Consider the following 19,560-nt stretch of genomic DNA (forward strand, 5'->3'; position numbering starts at 1 on the left):
GCTTGGCGGTGGCTGCCGCGCTGGCCTCGGCCTCGGTCTGGTGGATGTGGCGCAGGCGCAGGGTGGGCGCGCCCTCGCCGCAGACCTATCTCTGGCTGCCGCAGATGCTTGGTTACTGAATCCGCCTTCTGGACAACCCCAAATTCAAAGGAGACTCCATCATGAATACGCCCAAGGTCAACATTCCCAAGGCAATGCCCCCCGAGGAAGGCGGCAAGCAGCTTTCCTATCTGGCCGATGAGTTGAAGCTGGAACTGCGTCGCAAGATCGGGGGCGATCTGAAAAAGTCGAGCCTAGGTCCCGAGGAAAGGCAGGTGCTGAACTTCCTCGGGCGGCGGCTGCGAAGCTGAACGGGCACGGCCATTGCCCGCGAGATGGCGGGCTCGATCTGGGCCATCGCCAGAGCGGGGACAACGCCCACCGCTGCACCCGTCGCCACGAAGGAAGGTTCGTCCCGATCAGGCCGATGCGCAGGGCAGGAGACGGAACGCGGTGGAGAACCCTCGTGCCTGTTATGGGCCGCCATCGCCGACACCCGATTCTTGGACCGAGACAACCCCCGACGAAACCACGGTCATGCGGTAGCCAACCCGCGTATGCGACCTTGCACAACCGTCGTCTCAGTTCCGACGCCTGCCGCATCCTGCGTTGTTCAGAGCCGGCTCTTCAGTCCTTGCTGCACCTGTTTCGACAAGATATCGCGGACGGTGCTGAGCAAGGTGTCCGAGGCGAAAGGCTTGGCGAGGATGGGCGTGTCCGCGAAATTTCTCGGCAGGTGTTCCCGGCCATAGCCCGAGACGAAGCAGAAGGGGATCGTGCGGTGGCTCAGGATACCCGCGACCTCATCGACAGGCTCGCCCCCCAGATTGCCGTCCAGCAACGCAAGGTCGATATCCTCGGCCGAGGCCGCCGCGATCGCATCCGAAAGCGTGCGGGCGATCCTGACGACCGAGGCGCCGGCCTCTTCCAGCCCGGCGCGCAGATCCATCGCGACCAGCGCCTCGTCCTCGATCACCAATATGCGGCTGCCTGCCACGACATCGGCGGAAGGGGCGAGGGGAAGCGGCGCCGCTTCGGGGACGGGTTCGCAGGGCGGAGCCTCGGTGAAACCGCTGGCGATGGTGATCGTCCAGACGACCCCCTCGGGCCGCCATTCGACCAGGGCGCGATTGTCGCCGATGCCGGTCGCGACCAGGGTCGAGCCGAAGCCCTGCGCAACGGGCGGGACGACATGAGGGCCGCCGGATTCGCGCCAGACAAAGACCAGTTCGCCGCCGTCGATGCGCCATTCCAGGTGAACCTCGCCCTCGGGACGGGACAGCGCGCCGTATTTCGCGGCATTCGTGCCCAGCTCGTGCAGGACCAGCGCCATGTGCAGCGTGTTTTCGGGCGTCAGCCCGATGGCGGGACCATTGCGATGCAGGCGCTCGGCATCCAGGGTGCCGGCGCGGACCTGATCGTCAAGCAACTCATCCAGCGAGGCGCTGGACCAGGTGACGCCGGACAGGATCGAATGCGCCCGCGCCAGCGCCTGCAAGCGGCCCGAGAAGCGCCTGCCGAAATCCGCAAGGTCGTCGGCGCTGCGCAGCGTCTGGCGGGCGATGGCCTGCACGTTGGCCAGCGTGTTCTTGATGCGGTGGTTCAATTCGCCCAGCAGCAGGGACCGCGTGGCCTCGGCCCGGTGGCGTTCGGTCACGTCCAGGATCTGCAAGGACAGCGAGGCGCGCCCATTCGCCGGGTCCATCAGCACCGAGCCGTAGAGTTCGCAATGTATCCGGCCTTCCGCCCCCGCTGCGCCGATCTCGGCCGTATGGCGGGCCAGCACGTCGGGGGACGAGATCCAGCCTTGCAGCATCGCCAGCGTCTCGGACGAAAAACTGGTCGCATGATCGAGGCCGCGCCCCAGGACCTGCGCTTCGGGTATGCCGAAGATACGCTCGGCCCCTTGCGACCAGCGGCGCACGACCAGGTCGGCGTCGCATTCCACCAGCGCCAGCGGCGAATTGTCGGCATGGGCGCGCAGCGAGGCCAGCGCCAGGTCGCGGTCATGGGCGATCTGGCTCAACTCGTCGCGCTGCAATTGCAGATCCTTGGCCTGCCGGGCAAGGCGATAGAAGACCTCGGCCTTGGATTTCAGGATCACCGGGTCGATGGGCTTGAAGATGTAATCGACCCCACCCGCCTCATAGCCCCGGAACCGGCGGGTTTCGCTGCGTTCGGCGGCGGTGACGAAGATGATCGGCACCTCGCGGGTGCGTTCGGTCCCGCGCATCAGTTCGGCCAGTTCATAGCCGTTGATGCCCGGCATCTGCACATCGACGAAGGCAAGCTGGAAATCCTGGACCAGCATCATCTCAAGCGCCTCGGCTGCCGAATGGGCCATGTGGATTTCCAGCCCGTCCCTGCGCAGAAGCGCCTCCAGCGCAGTAAGGTTCTCGGCGATGTCGTCCACCAGAAGGAAGCGGATCGGTCGGTCAGGCATGGGAAGGCTCCGGTCGGGTCGTTCTACGCCAGATGCGCTGGCTTTCGTCGAAGGGGGTGAAGGCCGCGCTGCTGCCGGAAAAGCGCAGCGTTTCATGGGCGCCAAGGCCCAGAAAGCCGCCATGAACCAGCGAATCGCGGAAAAGATCCAGCACCCGGTCCTGAAGGCTTCGGTCGAAATAGATCATCACATTGCGGCACGAGATCAGATGCACTTCGGAAAACACCTGGTCCGTGGCAAGGTCGTGTTCGGAAAAGACCGTGCGCTGGCGCAGTTCGCGGTGAAAGGCGGCCCCGCCATAGGCAGCGGTGTAGTAATCCGACAGCGACCGCCGGCCCCCGGCAAGCTGATAGTTGCGGGAAAAGCCGGGCAGGCGGGAAATATCATAGATACCCGCGCCTGCCTTGGCCAATGCGCGGCGGTTGATCTCGGTGGCGTAGAAGATGGTGCGGTCCAGCAGCCCTTCCTCGGCGAAAAGGATGGCCAGGGAATAAAGTTCCTCGCCATTGGCGCAGCCCGCCACCCAGACCTTGAGCGAGGGGAACGTGCGCAGGTAGGGGATCACTTCTTCGCGGATCGCGCGGAAATGGGACGGATCGCGGAACAGATCGCTGACCTGCACCGTCAGGGCATCGATCAGCGCATGCAGCACCTCGGGTTCGCGCAGCAGGCGGCCTTGCAGTTCCGACAGCGAGGCGCAGCCCATGCGATGACGCGCCACCTCGGTCCGACGCAGCAGGGATGCGCGGGAATAGGACCGGAAGTCATAATGATAGCGCCGTTTCAGCGCCTCAAGCAGCAGGTCCAGTTCGATCTCGGCGGCCCGCTCGGGCGGGGCGGGGGCGGCGCTCATCTGGGCATCCAGACCCGCGCCAGGGACAGCAGCTTGTCCACGTCGAGCGGCTTGGACAGGTAGTCGTTGGCGCCCGCCGCCAGGCATTGCGCGTGATCGTCGGTCATGGCCTTGGCGGTCAGCATGATGATCGGCAGGCTTTTCCAGCGCGGGATGCGGCGGATTTCGCGCGTGGCCGTCAGCCCGTCCATCTCGGGCATCATCACATCCATCAGGACAAGGTCGATCCTCGGCCCCGCGCCATCGGCCACGCGGCCAAGCGCCTCCAGCGCCTCGCGTCCGTTGCGGGCGATCTGGACCTCGACGCCGTGCGGTTCCAGAACGCCGCTGAGGGCGTAGATGTTGCGGATGTCGTCCTCGACCACCAGGACCCGCCGCCCGTCCAGATGGGCGTCGCGGTTCAGCGATGCCGTCAGCATCTCGCGCTGGCGGGGCGGCAGTTCCGAGACGACCTGATGGAGGAACAGCGTCACCTCGTCGATCAGGCGCTCGGGCGATTTCGCGCCCTTGATGATGATGGATCGCGAATAGCGGCGCAGGCGCTGTTCTTCGGCCTCGCTGAGATCGCGGGCGGTATAGACGATGACCGGCGGGAAGGAGGCGGTGTCGTCCTCGCTGAGCTGTTCCAGCAGCTCGAACCCCGAGGCGTCGGGCAGCGTCATGTCCAGCACGATGCAGTCGAAGCTGGTCTGGCGGCAGGCGGCGACGGCCTCGGCGGCGGTGGCGGCGCCCTGCGTTTCCACCTCGTCCGAGGCCAGCAATTCGCGCAGCCCTTCAAGCTGGACGGTGTCGTCCTCGACGATCAGGACGCGGCGCATCCGCTTGTCCAGCTTGCGGTCCAGGCTCTCGATGGCCTGCACCAGCGCCTCTCGTTCCACGGGCTTGAGCAGATAGCTGACCGCGCCTTGCGCCAGGGCCGTGCTGGCGTGATCCTCGGCCGAAACGACATGGACGGGGATATGGCGCGTTCCTGCATCGCGCTTCAGCCGGTCCAGGACGGTCAGCCCGGAATGGTCGGGCAAGCCGATATCCAGCACGATCCCCCGCGGGCCTTGCTCTTTGGCGGTCCTGATGGCGTCGTCGGCGGTGCCGGTCACGACGGGGCGGAAATCCAGCTCAAGCGCCAGATCGTGCAGGATATGCGCAAAGGCGGGGTCGTCCTCGACGATCAGCAGCAGGCGGTCGTCGGGGACGGCGGTTCGGGGCGTGTCCTCGGCCTTGGCCATGCGCGGAAGCGGCCTGTCGGATGGGACAGCCCTTTGCGTGGGGGCGGCGGGCGGCAAGCGCAGGGTGAAGGTGCTGCCCTTGCCCGGCTGGCTTTGCAAGGTGATCTCGCCCCCCAGAAGGGCGGCCAGATCGCGCGAGATGGAAAGCCCCAGCCCCGTCCCGCCATATCTGCGCGAGATGGTGCCATCGGCCTGCCGGAACGCCTCGAACACGGCCTTGTGCTGGTCGGGCGCGATGCCGATGCCGGTATCGCGCACCTCGAAGGCGACGCTTGCGCCGCTGGCCGAAACCCGCAGGGAAACGCTGCCCTTTTCGGTGAACTTCAAGGCGTTGGACAGGAAGTTGCGCAAGATCTGTTCGACCCGCGCGGCATCGGTGATCACCTCGGGCAGATCGGGGGCGACGTCGATCTCCAGCGCCAGGCCCCGTTCGCGCGCCTGCGGCTCGAACCCCCGTTTCAGCTTGGCGGCGATGGCGGAAGGGGCCACCGGGGCCGGGTCGATGTCGATCTTGCCGGCCTCGACGCGCGCGATATCCAGAATGTCGTTGATCAGCGCCAGCAGGTCCTTGCCCGAACTTTCGATGGTCTCGGCCCAATGGACCTGTTCATCGCCGAGGTTGCCCTTGCGATTCTCGGCCAGCAAGCGCGCCATGATCAGCAAGGCGTTCAGCGGGGTGCGCAACTCATGCGACATGTTCGCGACGAATTCGGATTTGTAGCGGCTTTCGCGGGCCAGTTCCTCGGCCTGGTCCGCCATCTGACGGCGCGAGCGGGCCAGCGCGTCGCGCTGTTCCTCAAGCTGGGCGGTCTGGGTTTCCAGTTGGGCGTTCTGCTCTTCCAGTTCGGCCTGCTGTTCTCGCAGGCGGCTTTCGCTTTCCTGCAAGGCGCGGGTCTGTTCCTCAAGCTCTTCGTTGGTGGCGGCCAGTTCCTCGGCATGGCTGTGCAGTTCTTCGGACTGGCGGCGGGTTTCTTCGAGCAACGCCTGCAATTCACTGCGGTAAAGCGCCGATCGGATCTGGATCCCGATCCGCTCGCCCAGTTGTTCCAGCAGATGCGTGGCGCGTTCGCGCGGCGGGCGGTCCAGCCCGATCTCGATCACGCCATTGACGTCGGGACCGGCGCAGGTGGGCATGATAAGGCTGTAGATCGCCTTGCCCCCCAGCAACCCCGAGCGCCAGCCGATGCCGCTGTCCTGCGGCGCCTCGATCAGGATCGGGCGCCTTTCGCGGATCACGCGCAGCAGATGGCCGCGCCCGGCGTCGTTCGTCGCGCCCTCGTCCAGCCCCCAACCTGCGATCCGCCGCAGGTCGTCGCCTTCGCGGATGAAGAAGGCCGCGGCGCGCGCATCCAGCGCCCCGGCCAGGACAGAAAGGCTGCGAGCGGCGATTTCCTCGCTGCTCAGGTCGTCCTGGAGTTCCTGCGACAGCCGCACTTCGCTGTGCTGTTCCCAGTCATGTTCGGTCAGGCGCAGGCGGTTGCGGATCATCAGGTTGCCCGCGAAGGACAGGATCAGCATGACCGTCGCGGCGATGCTGCGGTTGAGCGCGGCAAGGCTGCGTTCGACCCCGGCGGGACCGATGAGCCAGCCCAGGACCAGCGTGGCAAGAATCGTGCCGAAGACGGCGAAGGGCAGCCAGGGTCGCCGGGACGCAAAGCTCAGCACTAGGGCGAGGAAGTAGGTCAACCACAGGTTGCGCCCCAGTGGAACAAGGACATCCACCGCAAGGGTGGTGCATATGATCACCCCGATACCCAGCAGGATCGTCGGTTCGGACATACGGTATTTGTCTGATTTCATGTATTTTTCTACGTCTGTCCAAAGTTGCGCGACGGGTGGTCCTGTCGTGATCCTGAAAGATCATAAGGCAGAAAACCGCCCAGCCAAGGCTGAACCTTGCCAACTCCGGCGATTGCAAAAGGTTTCTCGTGTTGTGCAGCGTCTCACTTGTCGGCATTGATCGAAGTTCTGCGGACTGGTCCTCGTTTCATGGCTGAGTATTATATCGTTGCCATCCCCACACGGCCTGTCCGAAGAACGGTTTTGACCCAAGCTGACACGTCAGCAGCCGTTCCCGTGATCGGCAGGGGCTTTGGTGCGGGTGGCCGAGGCGCCGGAAATGGGTGAATGTGGTTCCCGGACAATCTGCTGCAGGAAGAGCATGACGGAAGATCGACTGTTGCAACCGGGGCGGAACTGCTGGCGGATCGAGCAGGCCGGACGTTTCGCCCTCATTGTGGATGGCGCCGATTATTTCGTGGCCCTCCGGCAGGCGATGCTTCGGGCGCGCCGTTCGATCATGCTGATCGGCTGGGATTTCGACGCACGCATCGCGCTTGGTCCCGGTGGGGACGACGGGCCGGAAAGGCTTGGCGATTTCATCATCTGGCTGGCCGACCGCACTCCTGCATTGGAAATCCGGCTGTTGCGCTGGGATACCGGCGCGTTCAAGGCGATGCTGCGCGGCAATACGCTCTGGACCATCCTGCGCTGGAAGGCGCACCCGCGTATCACGCTGAAACTGGATGCAGCCCATCCGCCTGCCGCTTCGCATCACCAGAAGATTGTCGTGATCGACGACAGCGTCGCCTTTTGCGGCGGTATCGATGTCACCATGCAGCGCTGGGACACGCGCAAGCATCTGGACGATGATCCCCGCCGCATCGGTCCCGATGGCAGACCGGGGCACCCCTGGCACGATGCGACCAGCGCCGTGGATGGCGATGCTGCGGGCGCGCTTGGCGATCTGGCGCGGGCGCGCTGGAAAGCCGCGACCGGGCAGGAACTGACGCCCTGCGACGATTGCCAGGATTGCTGGCCTGCGGGACTGAGGCCGACATTCACCGACATACGCCCCGCCATCGCGCGCACCCTGCCCAGGATGACGAGTGTGACGCCCGCCCACGAGATCGAGGCGGCCTGGCTCGACATGATCGCAGGCGCCCGGCGGATGATCTATGCCGAGAACCAGTATTTCGCCTCGCGTCGGATCGGCCATGCCATCGCGAAACGGCTGGCCGGAGAGGATCCGCCCGAAATCGTCATCGTCGCCCCGCAAACGGCGGATGGCTGGTTGGAACCCCTGGCAATGGACACGGCGCGCGCAAAGCTGGTCGAGGCTTTGCGCCGGATCGACCGCCACGGCCGGCTGCGCATCTATCATCCGGTGACGCAGCACCGGGCGCCGATCTATGTTCATGCGAAGGTGATGGTGGTGGACGACCGCGTGCTGCGGGTGGGGTCCTCGAACTTCAACAACCGCTCGATGCGGCTGGATACGGAATGCGACGTGATCCTGTCGGTGGACGAACCGGGCAACGAACATCTGGCCAAAGAAATCGCCGCCCTGCGCGATGACCTGCTGGCCGAGCATCTGGGCGTTTCTCCGGCAGAGGTAAGCGAGAAGATCGCGCAGACCGGATCGCTGATCGCCACGGTAGAGGCGCTGCGGGGCGCAGGCCGCAGCCTTCTGCCTTACGAGGTCCCCGAACTTTCGGACCTGGAGGCATGGCTGGCCGAGAACGAGATCCTCGACCCGAACGGTCCCGAGGAGATCTTCGAATCTCCGGCCAGGCGCGGGTTGTGGAAGGGATGGGAACGGTTGAAAGGCCGCTTCCACCGCCAACGCTAGCGCAAGATTTCCGAATCCGCATCGGATTTTCCGGTGATGGCGGGCGCTGCACTTCGGCGGAATTGCATTCGCGCGGGCGAGGGCGGATGTCCGCGACCGACGCCTCTGCCATCGGCCTTTTTTGTTCCGGGGTTTCTGGCTTTTCAAGGCAAGCATGATCGCTGCGCCACGTTTCCCCTTTGCAACCGCAACCGATATCGTTGCCTTGTGGACATGCAGCTTGATGAATATGCTGCCCCGCATTCGCTCGCTCTCGTTCTTGAGGCTTGGCACCTGCCAACCGGGTGCAACCCTCGAACGAAGAACGCCGCGGGAGAGGCCACTGACCCATAGGGCCCAAGCCCCTGGCTCGTTCCTTGCCGAGGCATATCTATCGCCGCATGGCCGTGCGCGCCGCTGCGGCATTCCGGGCGATTGCCGCCGGGCTGACCGGTTTGCGTGCCAGGGGAATATGGCGAAGCTCGGGCGGCAGCATGGCGTGATCGCCATAGCCGGTCATGAACATGAAGGGGCAGCCCAGCTTCAGCAGCGCCGCCGCCACCGGCTCGGAGGTTTCCGGGCCGAGATCGAAATCCAGAATCGCCAGGTTCGGCCTGAAGTGGTCCAGCAACGTCAGCGCATCTGTGCCCGAGGCCGCAAGGCGGATCTCGACAGCACCCATGCCGCGCAGCACCGCCTCGATATCCATCGCGATCAGGCCCTGGTCCTCGACCACGAGGACCGACAGGCCCCGCAACGAGACGGAGGCGGCCTGAACCGGCCCCGGCTGCCGGGCCGGCGGCGCCGGCGCGGCATGCGGGGCGGGCAGCCGGAAACAGGCGGCCAGCCCCTCTGGCGCGAAGTCGATCTCGGCGCGGCCCTTCAGGTCGTATTCCAGCACGTTGCGGATCAGCCGTGAGCCAAAACCCATCCGCCGCGGCGGCCTTACCGCAGGGCCGCCGCTTTCCCGCCAATGCAGCGCCAGCCCTGCGGCCGGATCATGGCGCCAACGGATCGCCAGCCGGCCCTGGGGAACGGACAGCGCGCCGTATTTCACCGCATTGGTCATCATCTCGTGGATCGCCAGCGCAAACATGCCATGTGCGCGGTCGCTCAGACGCAGGGCCGGCCCCTCGACGGCGATGCGATCCGGCGCCGCATCGCTGCGATGCGGAAGGGCCTCGGCCTCGATCAGTTCGGACAGCGTCCCCTCGCCCTCGCCCAGGGAACGGTCATGCGCATCGGCAAGCGCCTGAAGGCGGCCTTCAAGCAGCCGGGCATAATCCTCGACGCTGGCGGCGGTGCTGCCGGTCTGGAGCGCGATCGACTTGACCAGCGACAGCAGGTTCTTGACCCGGTGGTTCAACTCGGCATTGACCAGCGCATGGCGCCGCTCGGCCTCGCCGCGCTCGGCCAGGGCGAGCTGCAGTGAAAAGCAATGCCCCAGCAGTTCCGCCGAGACGCGCAATGCTGGCGGCACCGGCAGTGGCCGGGGGTGGTGGCATAGGATCAGCCCCCAGGGCGCGCCCTCGACGTTGACCGGAATCGTCATCATGGCCCCCACCCCCATGTCGCGCAGACAGGCGCGATGCCTTGGCGAGAGGGTGCGCAGGCAGGCATGGGACAGGTCCACGGGCGTCTCGCCGGGCTGCAAGGGCGGTTCCAGCGGCACAGGTATGCAATCCACTTCGGGGATCAGCCGGATCGGATCGGCATGAGTGCCGGGCGAGAGAATGGCCCCCGGAAGATCGCTGCCTTTGAGACCCGCCAACTTTCCCATCAGCGATTCCGCCACGATCCCGCTCGTGCCGTCGGGCCGAAGGTGGCAGACCGTAACCCGGTCAAAGCCCAGCATGGCCTGCGCCAGCCGTGCGCCCATCTCGCACAGCCGCTGGCTGTCGGTTGCCGGGGTCATCCGGCCGATCAGTTGGCGGGTCAGTTCAAGCGTCTTCGCCGCACCTTCTTCGGCATCCGCCGCAGGTTCGATCTCGATCAGCGCCGCACCGTCCTGACGGTGGATCGTTGCGTCGAAGCGGGTCTGTGTCCAGGGCAGCCGCAGACCGGTCAGCATCCCCTTGGCGGTCCCCCTGCCGGAGCGTGCCGCGGCATTGCGCAGGTCGTGCAGCACTTGGCGGCCCAGCACTTCGCTTGCCGCGAGGCCGGGGAACATATCGCCCGGAAAACCCGTTAGCTTGGCAAGATTGCGCGAGAAACGGCGGAGTTCGAATGTCACCGGATCACAGATCAGCAGGGCGCCATGCGGCAGAACCGCAAAGGCAGCGCAGACCCGATCATCCTCGCAATTCGCGGATTCGCAGGTCATGGCCTTGTCACTCGCGCTGGCCCGGCCCGGGAAGGAATTTCTTGGCATCGTTCATGAGGGGGCATCGTCCTTTGCGGGCCGCCCGGATGACGGCTGTGTTCACGATTGACATATCTTGGGACAGAGTTCCGTCCACTACTGCACAAATCCTGCACCTCTGCCGAAATGGCGCTAACAGGTAAGGATCGCCTCATGGCCAGCAAGTTTCCAACCCCGCCCGCCAACCTGCTGCTGAGCCGCCTGAACGGCAAGGACTGGCAGCTGATCTCGGACCATCTGACCAAGCATCACCTGAAGGTGGGCGACGTGCTTCAGAAGGCGGGGGACAAGGTGGTGCGAACCTGGTTCCCCTGCGGTGCGGCCAGCGCCAGCTATCAGGTCTGGGTCGATCCCGGAGCCAGTGCGATCGACGTCGGCACCATCGGTCATGAGGGCGCGGTGGGCGGCATCGTCTCGAACGGCAAGGTGCCGGCCTATGCCAATGCCGAGGTGCGCGATCCCGGCCTGTTCCTGTCGATCCGCATCACCCGGCTGGAAAGGCTGAAAGAGGAATCCGTCGCCCTGCGGCATTGGTTCGCGCGCTATTCCGACTGCCTCATCGCGCAGATCTTTCAGAACTCGGCCTGCGGGTCTGCCCATACGATCCGGCAAAGGGCGGCGCGATGGCTCCTGGCCTCGACCGCCCGCAGCGGCAGCGACGAGGTGGCGCTGACGCATGAGCAATTCGCCGCCATGTTGGGGGTCGGGCGCACCTTCGTCACCCGCGTCGTCAAGGACCTGCGCGACAGCGGGCTGATCGCCACCCGGCGCGGCACCTTCATCCTGCGTGACCCGGCGCGGCTGCGGGCGATGTCCTGCGACTGCTCGGACTACGTGACCCAACATTACCAGACGGTGATGGCGGGTCTCTATGTCAGTCCGATGGATGAGCCGGGGTAACGCCGTTACCGGTGTCGAAACAGCGGTCGGTTTTGCAGGGCTCCTGCAGATTGTCTGACGTTAGCGCCCCTGAGACAGATTGGGGCGATTGCATGCCCGAACAAGCAGGCGTTGGTGGCGGCGGTGGCTACGCGGCGATCCTCCTCGTGACCGCATTTTTTGGGCCATGCCTGATCCTCGATCTGGATCGCAGAGACGTCCGCATGTTCGAATTGGGTTCAGCGGCCCACCATAGCCGGTATCCGCGTCGGCAACGATCGGCAGATCCACGCAATCAGCAATGCGCTTTACCTCGTTCAAAACCTCTCCAAACGACACAAGTGATACGTCGGGCGCACCCAATGCGCTCATCGAGATTCCCGACCCGGTCAGATAGATCCCGACGAAGCCAACCATTTCGGCCAGTCGCGTCAAGCCTCGGCAAAGGCATCCGAGGCTTGACGAACATATAGAGAACATTCTATGCGTTCCGGATGGCGGGACGATCACTTCAGGACAAGCTTGCGATTCTTTCGGACGCGGCGAAATACGATGCCTCCTGTGCGTCCAGCGGCGGCGTGCGCAGGGATGCACGCGGGGGCGGGCTGGGCTCGTCCGGCGGCAGCGGCATCTGTCATGCCTATACGCCGGACGGGCGCTGCATTTCCCTGCTGAAGATCCTGATGACGAATTTCTGCATCTTCGACTGCGCCTATTGCATCAACCGCGTGTCCTCGAATGTCGAGCGCGCGCGGTTTTCCGTCGAAGAGGTCGTGTCGCTGACATTGGAATTCTACCGGCGCAACTATATCGAAGGGCTGTTTCTCTCCTCGGGCATCATCCGCTCGCCCGACCAGACGATGGCTGACATGGTGCGGATTGCCAGGGTCTTGCGCGAGGATCACCTGTTCAAGGGCTATATCCACCTCAAGACCATCCCCGACGCCGCCCCCGAACTGGTGCGCGAGGCCGGGCTGTGGGCCGACCGGTTGTCGATCAATGTTGAACTGCCGCAGGACGCCAGCCTGCGCCGCTTCGCCCCCGAAAAGCGGCCAGAGACCATCCGCGGCGTCATGGCGCAGTTCCGGCTGGAAGCCGAGGCGGCGAAAGAAAAGAGCTTCACCGGCCGCAAACCGCGCCCCTTCGCGCCGGCGGGGCAAAGCACGCAGATGATCGTGGGCGCGGACGAGGCCGACGATATGGCTATCCTGAACAGCGCGACGCGGCTTTATTCCGGCTATGGGCTGCGGCGGGTCTATTATTCGGCCTTCAGCCCGATCCCCGACGCCTCGTCCGCGCTGCCGCTGGTCAAGCCACCCCTGCTGCGCGAACACCGGCTTTATCAGGCGGATTGGCTGCTGCGCTTTTACGGCTTCTCGGCAGCAGAGATCGGGCAGGGCGCGACCGGTGGCCATCTGGACCTCGAGCTTGATCCCAAGCTGGCTTGGGCGCTGAAGAACCGGGGGCTGTTCCCGCTGGACGTGAACCGTGCCAGCCGCGAGATGCTGCTGCGGGTGCCGGGTTTCGGCACGCGCACGGTGGACCGCATCCTGACCGCGCGCCGCCACCACGCCCTGCGGGTCGAGGATCTGGCCCGCATGGGGGCGCTGGTGAAAAAGGCGCAGCCCTTTATCTGCGCGCCGGGCTGGACGCCGGGCAGGTTGACCGACAGCGCTGGCTTGCGCGCGCGCTTTGCCCCCGCGCCGGTGCAGCTTGCGCTGATATGAGCTACGCGGTTTCGCTGCCCGACCAGGGCACGTTCGCGGCATGGCGCGATGCCGCGCGGCGCGCGATCAGCCATCGCATCGCGCCAGAGCGGATCGACTGGACCGGCGGCGGTTTGTTTGCGGCGACGCCCTTGCCCACGGCATCTGGCCCGCATGAAATCCGCGTTTCACAGCATTTCCTGTCGCTGGCGCGCTCGGTCGTCTGGCACAAGTTACCCGACCGCTTTGCCCTGCTCTATCAGGCGCTGTGGCGGCTGGACCGGGGCGATCCGCTGTCACCCGCCGACCCCTTGGGCCGCCGCTTGCAATTGATGGCCAAGGCGGTGGGCCGCGACATCCACAAGATGCACGCCTTCGTCCGCTTTCGCGAATTGCCCCTCGGCGGCCCGCGCCGCAGCTTTGCTGCGTGGTTCGAGCCGGAACACAACACGCTGGAACCGGGTAGCGCGTTCTTCGTGAACCGCTTTGCCGACATGGACTGGCTGATCGCGACGCCGCGCCTGACCGCGCGCTTTCAGTCGGGTCGGCTGACCTTCGGCCCCGGCGGGGCGAAGCCCGACCTGCCCGAGGATGCCTCGGAAGCCTTATGGGCCACTTACTTCGCCAATATTTTCAACCCCGCCCGGATCAAGCTGGACGCGATGCGGTCGGAAATGCCGAAGAAATACTGGAAGAACCTGCCGGAAACCCGCCTGATCCCCGCCATGCTGGCCGATGCCGAGGCGCGCGTGCAGCGGATGCGCGACGCAGGGGCATCCGAGCCGCGTCCGGGCGCCGCGCCGGTCTCGACCCGCTATCGCGAGGCGATGCCGCAATCCATTGAGGCCCCCGGAACGCTGGATCAGGCACGGCAGGCGGCGCTGATGTGCCGCCGCTGCGACCTGTGCGAAGCCGCGACGCAGACGGTCTGGGGCGAGGGGCCTGCGGATGCCGCGGTGATGATCGTCGGCGAGCAACCCGGCGATCACGAAGATCTGGCGGGTCGTCCCTTTGTCGGTCCCGCCGGGCGATTGCTGCGCGACGTGATGGCGGAGGCCGGGCTGGACGATGCGCGGGCCTGGCTGACCAATGCGGTCAAGCATTTCAAGTTTACCCCGCGCGGCAAGCGCCGGTTGCACCAGAACCCGAACCGGGGCGAGATCCGGCATTGCCGCTGGTGGCTGGGGCTGGAACTGGCTTTTGTGCAGCCCCGCGTCACGCTGGCGCTCGGGGCCTCGGCGGCCTTCGCGCTGACCGATGACGACCGCCCGATGCACCAGCGCCGCGGCATGGTCGAGACGGGGCTGCATGGCGGCCCGGTCCTCATCTCGTGGCACCCGGCCCATATCCTGCGCCTGCGCGATGCCGACCGGCAGCGCCATGCCCGCCTGCAACTGGCCGAGGATCTGGCCAAGGCGGCGGCGATGGCCGAAACGGCGCCAATGATCCATACGCCTTCGGGAACATTCCCCGCCGCCTGTCGTTGACCGGCATGAACAGGAGGCGGATATGACCGATCATCGCGAGAAATTCTGGAACAGGCTCGATGGCGTGAACTCGGGTATGCTGGGCTTGGCCGAGGACGCGCGCCTTGTGCCCATGTCGCATTACGCCGATGCCGAGGCCGGCAAGCTGTGGTTCATCACCGCCAGGGACACGGATCTGGCCCGCGCTTTGGCCAGTGGTGCCAAGGATGCCCTGCATGTGGTCAGTGACGGGGGAAAGGGCCTTTTCGCCCGCATTCACGGCACGCTGGCCCTGTCGGACGACCGCGCCAAGCTTGACGAGCTGTGGAATGCCGTGGCCTCAAGCTGGTTCGAGGACGGGCAGCAGGACGATGATGTTCAGCTTCTGCGCCTTGATCTTGCCGAGGCCGAGGTTTGGGTCACGGGCGGCAGCCTGTCCTTCCTCTACCAGGTCGCCAAATCCAAGGTCACCGGCGACAAGCCGGACATGGGCGAGCATTTCGGCTTGACCTTCTGAACCTTGCCCCCGCCGGCAGCGATCTGGAATTTCCGAACCGCCGGTCGATGAACTCGAAACGATCGCGGATCGTATCCGTCCGTTGCGCCTGCTCTGACGCATGATCGTAGACATCTTGAGGCATTCGATGGCGGGCAGGAAGGGGCAGAGGAAGCGTGTGTGGATGCCCCCTTTTTGGCAAGCTGAATCTTCGATTTTTCGGCGGGGTCTCCGATCGGACGTTTGTCAGGCCGATGGTGGACACTATCCCGCACTCTCAGCACGCGGCAATGCGGTCAGCCCGGTCGCTTACTATTCCGAGGTCGCAGGAATGTGAGCGCCAGCACGATAGCCCGAACCCTTGTCATGCTACGGGTCGCAATCATGGCCGGGTTGATGCCCTGCGCCAATGCTTCCACCTCGGGGTCGGCGCACCTCCGGGCAAAAAGGCCAGCAGCAATGCGCAGGATTGCCCGCCCGGTCACTTCACGAAGACGGTTGAGTTCGCTGCCGTGCCGACACGTCAGTTCTTCGTGTCGATCAGAGAGCAGGTGATCGACATGACTTTCCGGCCAGGCCGTCCGTTCAACGACCTGCCTGCCCTGCCACCGGCGCAGAATATCGAGACCAAATCGGTCTTGAAAGCCGGTACCGAGGCGCGGGCTGCTTTGGCAGAGCTGCGGGTTTCATGGCAGATCATCCCCAACCAGGCTGATCAACTCCATCCTTCTTCTGGAAACCCAGGCGAATTCCGAAATCGAGACCATCGTCCCGACAACCGACCGGCTTTTCCGCTTTGCCGATGATACCGGGGGTCGGGCCGATTCCGCGACCACGGAGGCCCTGCGCCACCGCACTGCCCTTAACCGAGGCTTCGCGATGTTGAAACAGCGCCCGCTCTCGACGGCGATCGCCGTCGAGATGTGCCGCATGATCAAAGGCGTGAAGCTTGACATCCGCAATACACCTGGCACCGCCCTGATGAACGATGCCACCGGGGCCGTGATCCAGGACGTGTTGACAAAAGGGATTGGCTTTTTGCGACATCACATGATTTCTCCACGGGGTCGCGCGATGCAGTGCGCCCCGGAATGACGGATGGCTGCGATGGTGCCGCCCACTTCTGCGGGCGGCGGTTTCAGTTCAGGTTTTGAACGTGCCTGAGATATCCCGCGAACCCGGCCAGCCGCCGGGCATAGGCATCAAGGTCCGGCAATGCCGGAAGATCGCCTGCCAGCAGCGACCAGCGGCGGACCGAAGGGGCGGCCGCGATGTCGGCCAGCGACAAATCCGGTCCCGCGATGAAGCCACCATCCGCGACCTGTCCGTCCAGCAGCGCAAAGGCCGAGATCACGGCGGGCAGATCCGCGTCGTCGGTCCGTCCTGCCGCACGGGCCTTGCGCAGCCGCGTCAGGGGCGGTGCCAGCGAGATCGAGGCCCAATCCATCCAGCCATCGACACTTGCCCGCCGGGCCGGATCGTCGGGCCATAACCCGCTCGCCCGAAAGCGCCGCGCCAGATAGCGCAGCATCGCGTTGGATTCGCGCACCACGGTATCGCCATCCTGCAAAACCGGCACCTTGCCGCAGGGGTTCATCGCCAGAAATTCGGGCGTATCGGTGGGACCGAAGCCTCGGCCTGCAGGAACCAGTTCGTAATCCTGTCCGATCTGGTCCAGCAGCCAGAACACCTTGGCGCAGTTCGAGGAATTGGGGCGTCCATGAATTTTCAGCATGGTCAGCCCCTTCCGCCGGAAACCATCGCAAGCACCCCGTCCAGCCGGTCGCCATCGGCCAGCGACAGGATGGCGTCGCAGGCCGCGCCCGCCTGCGACGCGCCCAGCAAGGGTGTCGTGCAGTCCAGGAACTTGTCGCGCAATTCGGCATCCGACATCGGGTTGGCCGGCCCGCGCCCGAAACGGGTCGAGGCGCTGTCCTGAAACTCCCGGCCGTCCTTCATCACCACGCGGACGCGGCCCAGGTAGGCGTCATCCCCTTGGTGTCCGGTCGAAGTGATGCGCGGCAGCAGACCGGCCAGTTCGGGTGTCAGGAAGGTTGCATCGTCGAAATCGGCCAATCGGATACGCCCGGCCGTCAGCGCCTTGGCGGTCAGGAACTGCACGCTGAACTTGGCGTCCAGTCCGGTGCGTGGATCGGGCCGGTCGGTATGGGCAAGGCGGCGTGCGTGGGTGCTGGTTTCGATGGCTTCGATCGCATCGGCTTGCAGCACGCCCTCCCGTGCCACGATGCGCAAGGCCGCGTCGATGGCCGAATGGGCCGAGCCGCAGCAGGGGTGCTGCTTGATCGCGATGCCGGGGTCCAGCAGTTCCATCGGACCGTCCCAGCCGTCCAGGATCGCGTCGGCGTCATAGGTGCCCGCGCCGTTGAACAGGTTGAAAAAACCATAGTTGTGTTCGAACGCCTCGGGGTTGGCCGTCATCCCGCGGCGGGTGACCAGCGCGGCCATGATCGCGTTATGCGCGGCCTGTCCCACATGCAGCGGCTTGATGGGGGTGCCGAAATTCGACTTCAGCCCGGACGCCATCGAGACCGCGACCGCCAGCGCCGTGGTCATCCGTTCCTCGTCGAAGTCGAACATCCGCGCGGCGGCGGCGGTTGCGCCGAAGACGCCCAGGGTCGCCGTCGGATGCCAGCCCTTTTCATAGTGATGCGGCAGCAGCCCGCGGGCAAGGCGGGTTTCCACCTCGACCCCGGTCATCCAGGCTTCGAGCGCCTTTCCGGCGGTCGCGCCCAGCATCTCGGCCAGCCCCAGCACCACGGGCACCACAGGGGCGGACGGATGGCCGCCCATCGTGGTCGAGCAGTCGTCGAAATCCAGCGCATGGGCCGCCGTGCCATTGATCAGGGCGGCATGCAGGACCGAGGCCCGCCGCCCGCCACGCCCCCACAGGGTCACCTGGCCCGGTGCGGCGCCGGTATCCAGAACGGTCTCAAGCGCGTCCATAAAGGGCGCTTTGGCCCCGGCCAGCGCCACGCCGACCGTATCGGCGAAGGCGCGGCGGCCGATATGGGCGGCCTCTGCGGGAACCGAGTCCAGGCGGATCGACAGCGCCCGGCGGGAAAGTTCGCGTGCAAAACTCATGTCGTAAGCTCCTTTGGGCGTCAGCGCGTGGCGGCCTGGATGGCGTCGGTCAGGTCGGTCGCGCGCGGCAATGCGTCCAGCCGCATCAGCAGGCCGAAGACCTGCGCCGCACCGTCGTCGGTCAAGGCGCGGCGGGCGCAATCGGTGAACTTCGCCTCGAGCATATCCTGCGGCAACGGGGTTTCGGGACCGCGGCCAAGGGGGGCTGCGACCGACTGGCGCAGGACGGTGCCGTCCTTCAGCGTCACCACGACCTCGGCGCCGTAATCGTTGGCGTCGTCGTCATGCGGCTCCATGCGGATCAGGCCCATGACGCGGGTCACTTCGGGATCGCGCAGGGCGGCGTCCTCGAAATGCTCCAGCAGCACCGCGCCGTTCACCAGCCCGCGCGACACCGCATAGGGCAACGAGAACTTGGCGTTCAGGGCGCTGGTTGCAGGGTTCAGCACATGCGGCAGCAGGCGGCGCGGATGCATCCGCACCAGCACGTCCGCGACCGCCGCGCTGTTCGCAAGCGGGCCGTCATGCAACCCGATCGCTGCGTCGATGGCCCCGTGGACGCTGTAGACACAGGGATATTTCTTGATCGAGATGCCCGGCGCCAGCAGGTCCAGCGGCTGTGCCCAATCCACCAGCATTCGCTCGGCGTCGTAATTGCCCGCGCCGTTGAAGACTTCGAGGAAGCCCTGCGGATGTTCCAGCGCGACGGGTGAGCCGTTGACGCCCTTCGACGCCATCAGCGCGGCGAACAGCCCGTTGCGCGCGGCGATCCCCGCATGCAGCGGCTTGGTCGAGGTGCCGAAATTCGCCTTGATCCCCGATGCCAGCGAGGCCGAGATCGAGATGGCGTCGGCGATCTGCGCCTCGTCCGATTTCAGCAGCACCGAGGCGGCGACGGCGGCACCGAAGATCCCCAGCGTCGCGGTCGGGTGCCAGCCCTTTTCGTAGTGCTGGAAGTTGACGCCGCGCGCAAAGCGCGTCGCGGCCTCGACCCCGACGATATAGGCGTCGGTCAGATCCTTGCCGGAAGCGCCCCTTGCCTCGGCCAGCGCCAGAAGGCCGGGGATGATGATGACGGTCGGATGGCCCGACAGCGATTTCGAGGTGTCGTCATAGTCCAGCGCATGGCCCGCCGTGCCGTTGACGAAAGCCGCATCCAGCATGCCCAACCGTTCCTGGCGGCCCAGCACGAGGCAGGGACCGGGGCCGTAGATGCCGGGCATCAGCGAGGCTTCGGTCGTGTCGGTCGGCGCGCCCAGCAAGGTGCAGCCGATCATGTCGGCGATGGCATTGCGCGCCCATTTCACCGCATCGGGGTCAAAGCCGGCCGGATCCAGCGCGACGACTCGTTTCGCAAGTTCGCGTGACAGGGACATCA

16 protein-coding genes are annotated in these 19,560 nt (G+C 65.6%); 8 read left to right on the forward strand and 8 right to left on the reverse strand.

The features are described from left to right. Nucleotides 1-161: 161 nt before the first annotated feature. A complete protein-coding gene (locus Q0O97_RS12710) occupies nucleotides 162-350 on the forward strand; it encodes a hypothetical protein (RefSeq protein WP_294929760.1) in 189 nt (62 codons plus the stop codon). Nucleotides 351-652: 302 nt separating this feature from the next. Here the strand turns inward: Q0O97_RS12710 and Q0O97_RS12715 are convergent, their stop codons facing one another. From Q0O97_RS12715 to Q0O97_RS12725, 3 genes are read right to left on the reverse strand one after another with little or no spacing between them, the layout of a single operon-like run. Continuing rightward, the gene (locus Q0O97_RS12715) at nucleotides 653-2,482 is read right to left on the reverse strand and encodes a response regulator (protein WP_294929763.1); all 1,830 of its coding nucleotides are present in this window, start codon (nucleotides 2,480-2,482) and stop codon (nucleotides 653-655) included. Continuing rightward, nucleotides 2,475-3,335, reverse strand: coding sequence for a CheR family methyltransferase (locus tag Q0O97_RS12720; protein ID WP_294929767.1), 861 nt, complete (start codon nucleotides 3,333-3,335; stop codon nucleotides 2,475-2,477). Before Q0O97_RS12720 ends, Q0O97_RS12715 begins: the two co-directional genes overlap by 8 nt. Beyond that, nucleotides 3,332-6,361 (reverse strand): response regulator, encoded by a 3,030-nt coding sequence (locus Q0O97_RS12725; RefSeq protein ID WP_294929769.1) that lies wholly within the window; start codon nucleotides 6,359-6,361, stop codon nucleotides 3,332-3,334. The genes Q0O97_RS12720 and Q0O97_RS12725 overlap by 4 nt, the downstream gene beginning before the upstream one ends. A gap of 361 nt (nucleotides 6,362-6,722) precedes the next feature. Between Q0O97_RS12725 and Q0O97_RS12730 the strand changes: the two genes are divergently transcribed. Beyond that, a complete protein-coding gene (locus Q0O97_RS12730) occupies nucleotides 6,723-8,192 on the forward strand; it encodes a phospholipase D-like domain-containing protein (RefSeq protein ID WP_294929772.1) in 1,470 nt (489 codons plus the stop codon). Nucleotides 8,193-8,562: 370 nt separating this feature from the next. On the opposite strand, the gene Q0O97_RS12735 is transcribed toward Q0O97_RS12730, so the two are convergent. After that, on the reverse strand, nucleotides 8,563-10,494 hold the full coding sequence (locus Q0O97_RS12735) for an HWE histidine kinase domain-containing protein (RefSeq protein WP_294929775.1): 1,932 nt from the start codon (nucleotides 10,492-10,494) through the stop codon (nucleotides 8,563-8,565). A gap of 192 nt (nucleotides 10,495-10,686) precedes the next feature. On the opposite strand from Q0O97_RS12735, the gene Q0O97_RS12740 reads away from it, so the two are divergent. Then, nucleotides 10,687-11,433 carry a Crp/Fnr family transcriptional regulator gene (locus tag Q0O97_RS12740; protein WP_294929778.1) on the forward strand — a complete coding sequence of 249 codons (747 nt, stop codon included), beginning with the start codon at nucleotides 10,687-10,689 and terminating at the stop codon, nucleotides 11,431-11,433. Nucleotides 11,434-11,493: 60 nt separating this feature from the next. Here Q0O97_RS12740 and Q0O97_RS17490 read toward each other — a convergent pair whose 3' ends face one another. After that, nucleotides 11,494-11,892: an isocitrate lyase/phosphoenolpyruvate mutase family protein gene (locus Q0O97_RS17490; RefSeq protein ID WP_366125258.1), complete on the reverse strand. Its 399-nt coding sequence runs from the start codon at nucleotides 11,890-11,892 to the stop codon at nucleotides 11,494-11,496. Between the two features lie 14 nt (nucleotides 11,893-11,906). On the opposite strand from Q0O97_RS17490, the gene Q0O97_RS12745 reads away from it, so the two are divergent. From Q0O97_RS12745 to Q0O97_RS17495, 5 genes are all read left to right on the forward strand, one after another. Beyond that, nucleotides 11,907-13,139: a putative DNA modification/repair radical SAM protein gene (locus tag Q0O97_RS12745; protein WP_294929781.1), complete on the forward strand. Its 1,233-nt coding sequence runs from the start codon at nucleotides 11,907-11,909 to the stop codon at nucleotides 13,137-13,139. Continuing rightward, a complete protein-coding gene (locus Q0O97_RS12750) occupies nucleotides 13,136-14,605 on the forward strand; it encodes a UdgX family uracil-DNA binding protein (RefSeq protein WP_294929784.1) in 1,470 nt (489 codons plus the stop codon). Before Q0O97_RS12745 ends, Q0O97_RS12750 begins: the two co-directional genes overlap by 4 nt. 22 nt (nucleotides 14,606-14,627) lie before the next feature. Beyond that, nucleotides 14,628-15,101, forward strand: coding sequence for a pyridoxamine 5'-phosphate oxidase family protein (locus Q0O97_RS12755; protein WP_294929787.1), 474 nt, complete (start codon nucleotides 14,628-14,630; stop codon nucleotides 15,099-15,101). Nucleotides 15,102-15,334: 233 nt separating this feature from the next. After that, entirely contained in the window at nucleotides 15,335-15,886 is a 552-nt protein-coding gene (locus Q0O97_RS12760; RefSeq protein ID WP_294929790.1) for a hypothetical protein, read from the forward strand. Continuing rightward, nucleotides 15,837-16,175: a hypothetical protein gene (locus tag Q0O97_RS17495; RefSeq protein ID WP_366125259.1), complete on the forward strand. Its 339-nt coding sequence runs from the start codon at nucleotides 15,837-15,839 to the stop codon at nucleotides 16,173-16,175. The genes Q0O97_RS12760 and Q0O97_RS17495 overlap by 50 nt, the downstream gene beginning before the upstream one ends. 43 nt (nucleotides 16,176-16,218) lie before the next feature. Here the strand turns inward: Q0O97_RS17495 and Q0O97_RS12770 are convergent, their stop codons facing one another. From Q0O97_RS12770 to Q0O97_RS12780, 3 genes are read right to left on the reverse strand one after another with little or no spacing between them, the layout of a single operon-like run. After that, on the reverse strand, nucleotides 16,219-16,815 hold the full coding sequence (locus Q0O97_RS12770; RefSeq protein ID WP_294929796.1) for a glutathione S-transferase family protein: 597 nt from the start codon (nucleotides 16,813-16,815) through the stop codon (nucleotides 16,219-16,221). Between the two features lie 2 nt (nucleotides 16,816-16,817). Further along, nucleotides 16,818-18,182, reverse strand: coding sequence for an MmgE/PrpD family protein (locus Q0O97_RS12775; RefSeq protein WP_294929799.1), 1,365 nt, complete (start codon nucleotides 18,180-18,182; stop codon nucleotides 16,818-16,820). 20 nt (nucleotides 18,183-18,202) lie between these two features. After that, nucleotides 18,203-19,558 (reverse strand): MmgE/PrpD family protein, encoded by a 1,356-nt coding sequence (locus tag Q0O97_RS12780; protein WP_294929802.1) that lies wholly within the window; start codon nucleotides 19,556-19,558, stop codon nucleotides 18,203-18,205. Nucleotides 19,559-19,560 lie beyond the last annotated feature (2 nt).

Origin of the sequence: uncultured Paracoccus sp., from assembly GCF_945915435.1 — a bacterium.
GTDB lineage: Bacteria > Pseudomonadota > Alphaproteobacteria > Rhodobacterales > Rhodobacteraceae > Paracoccus.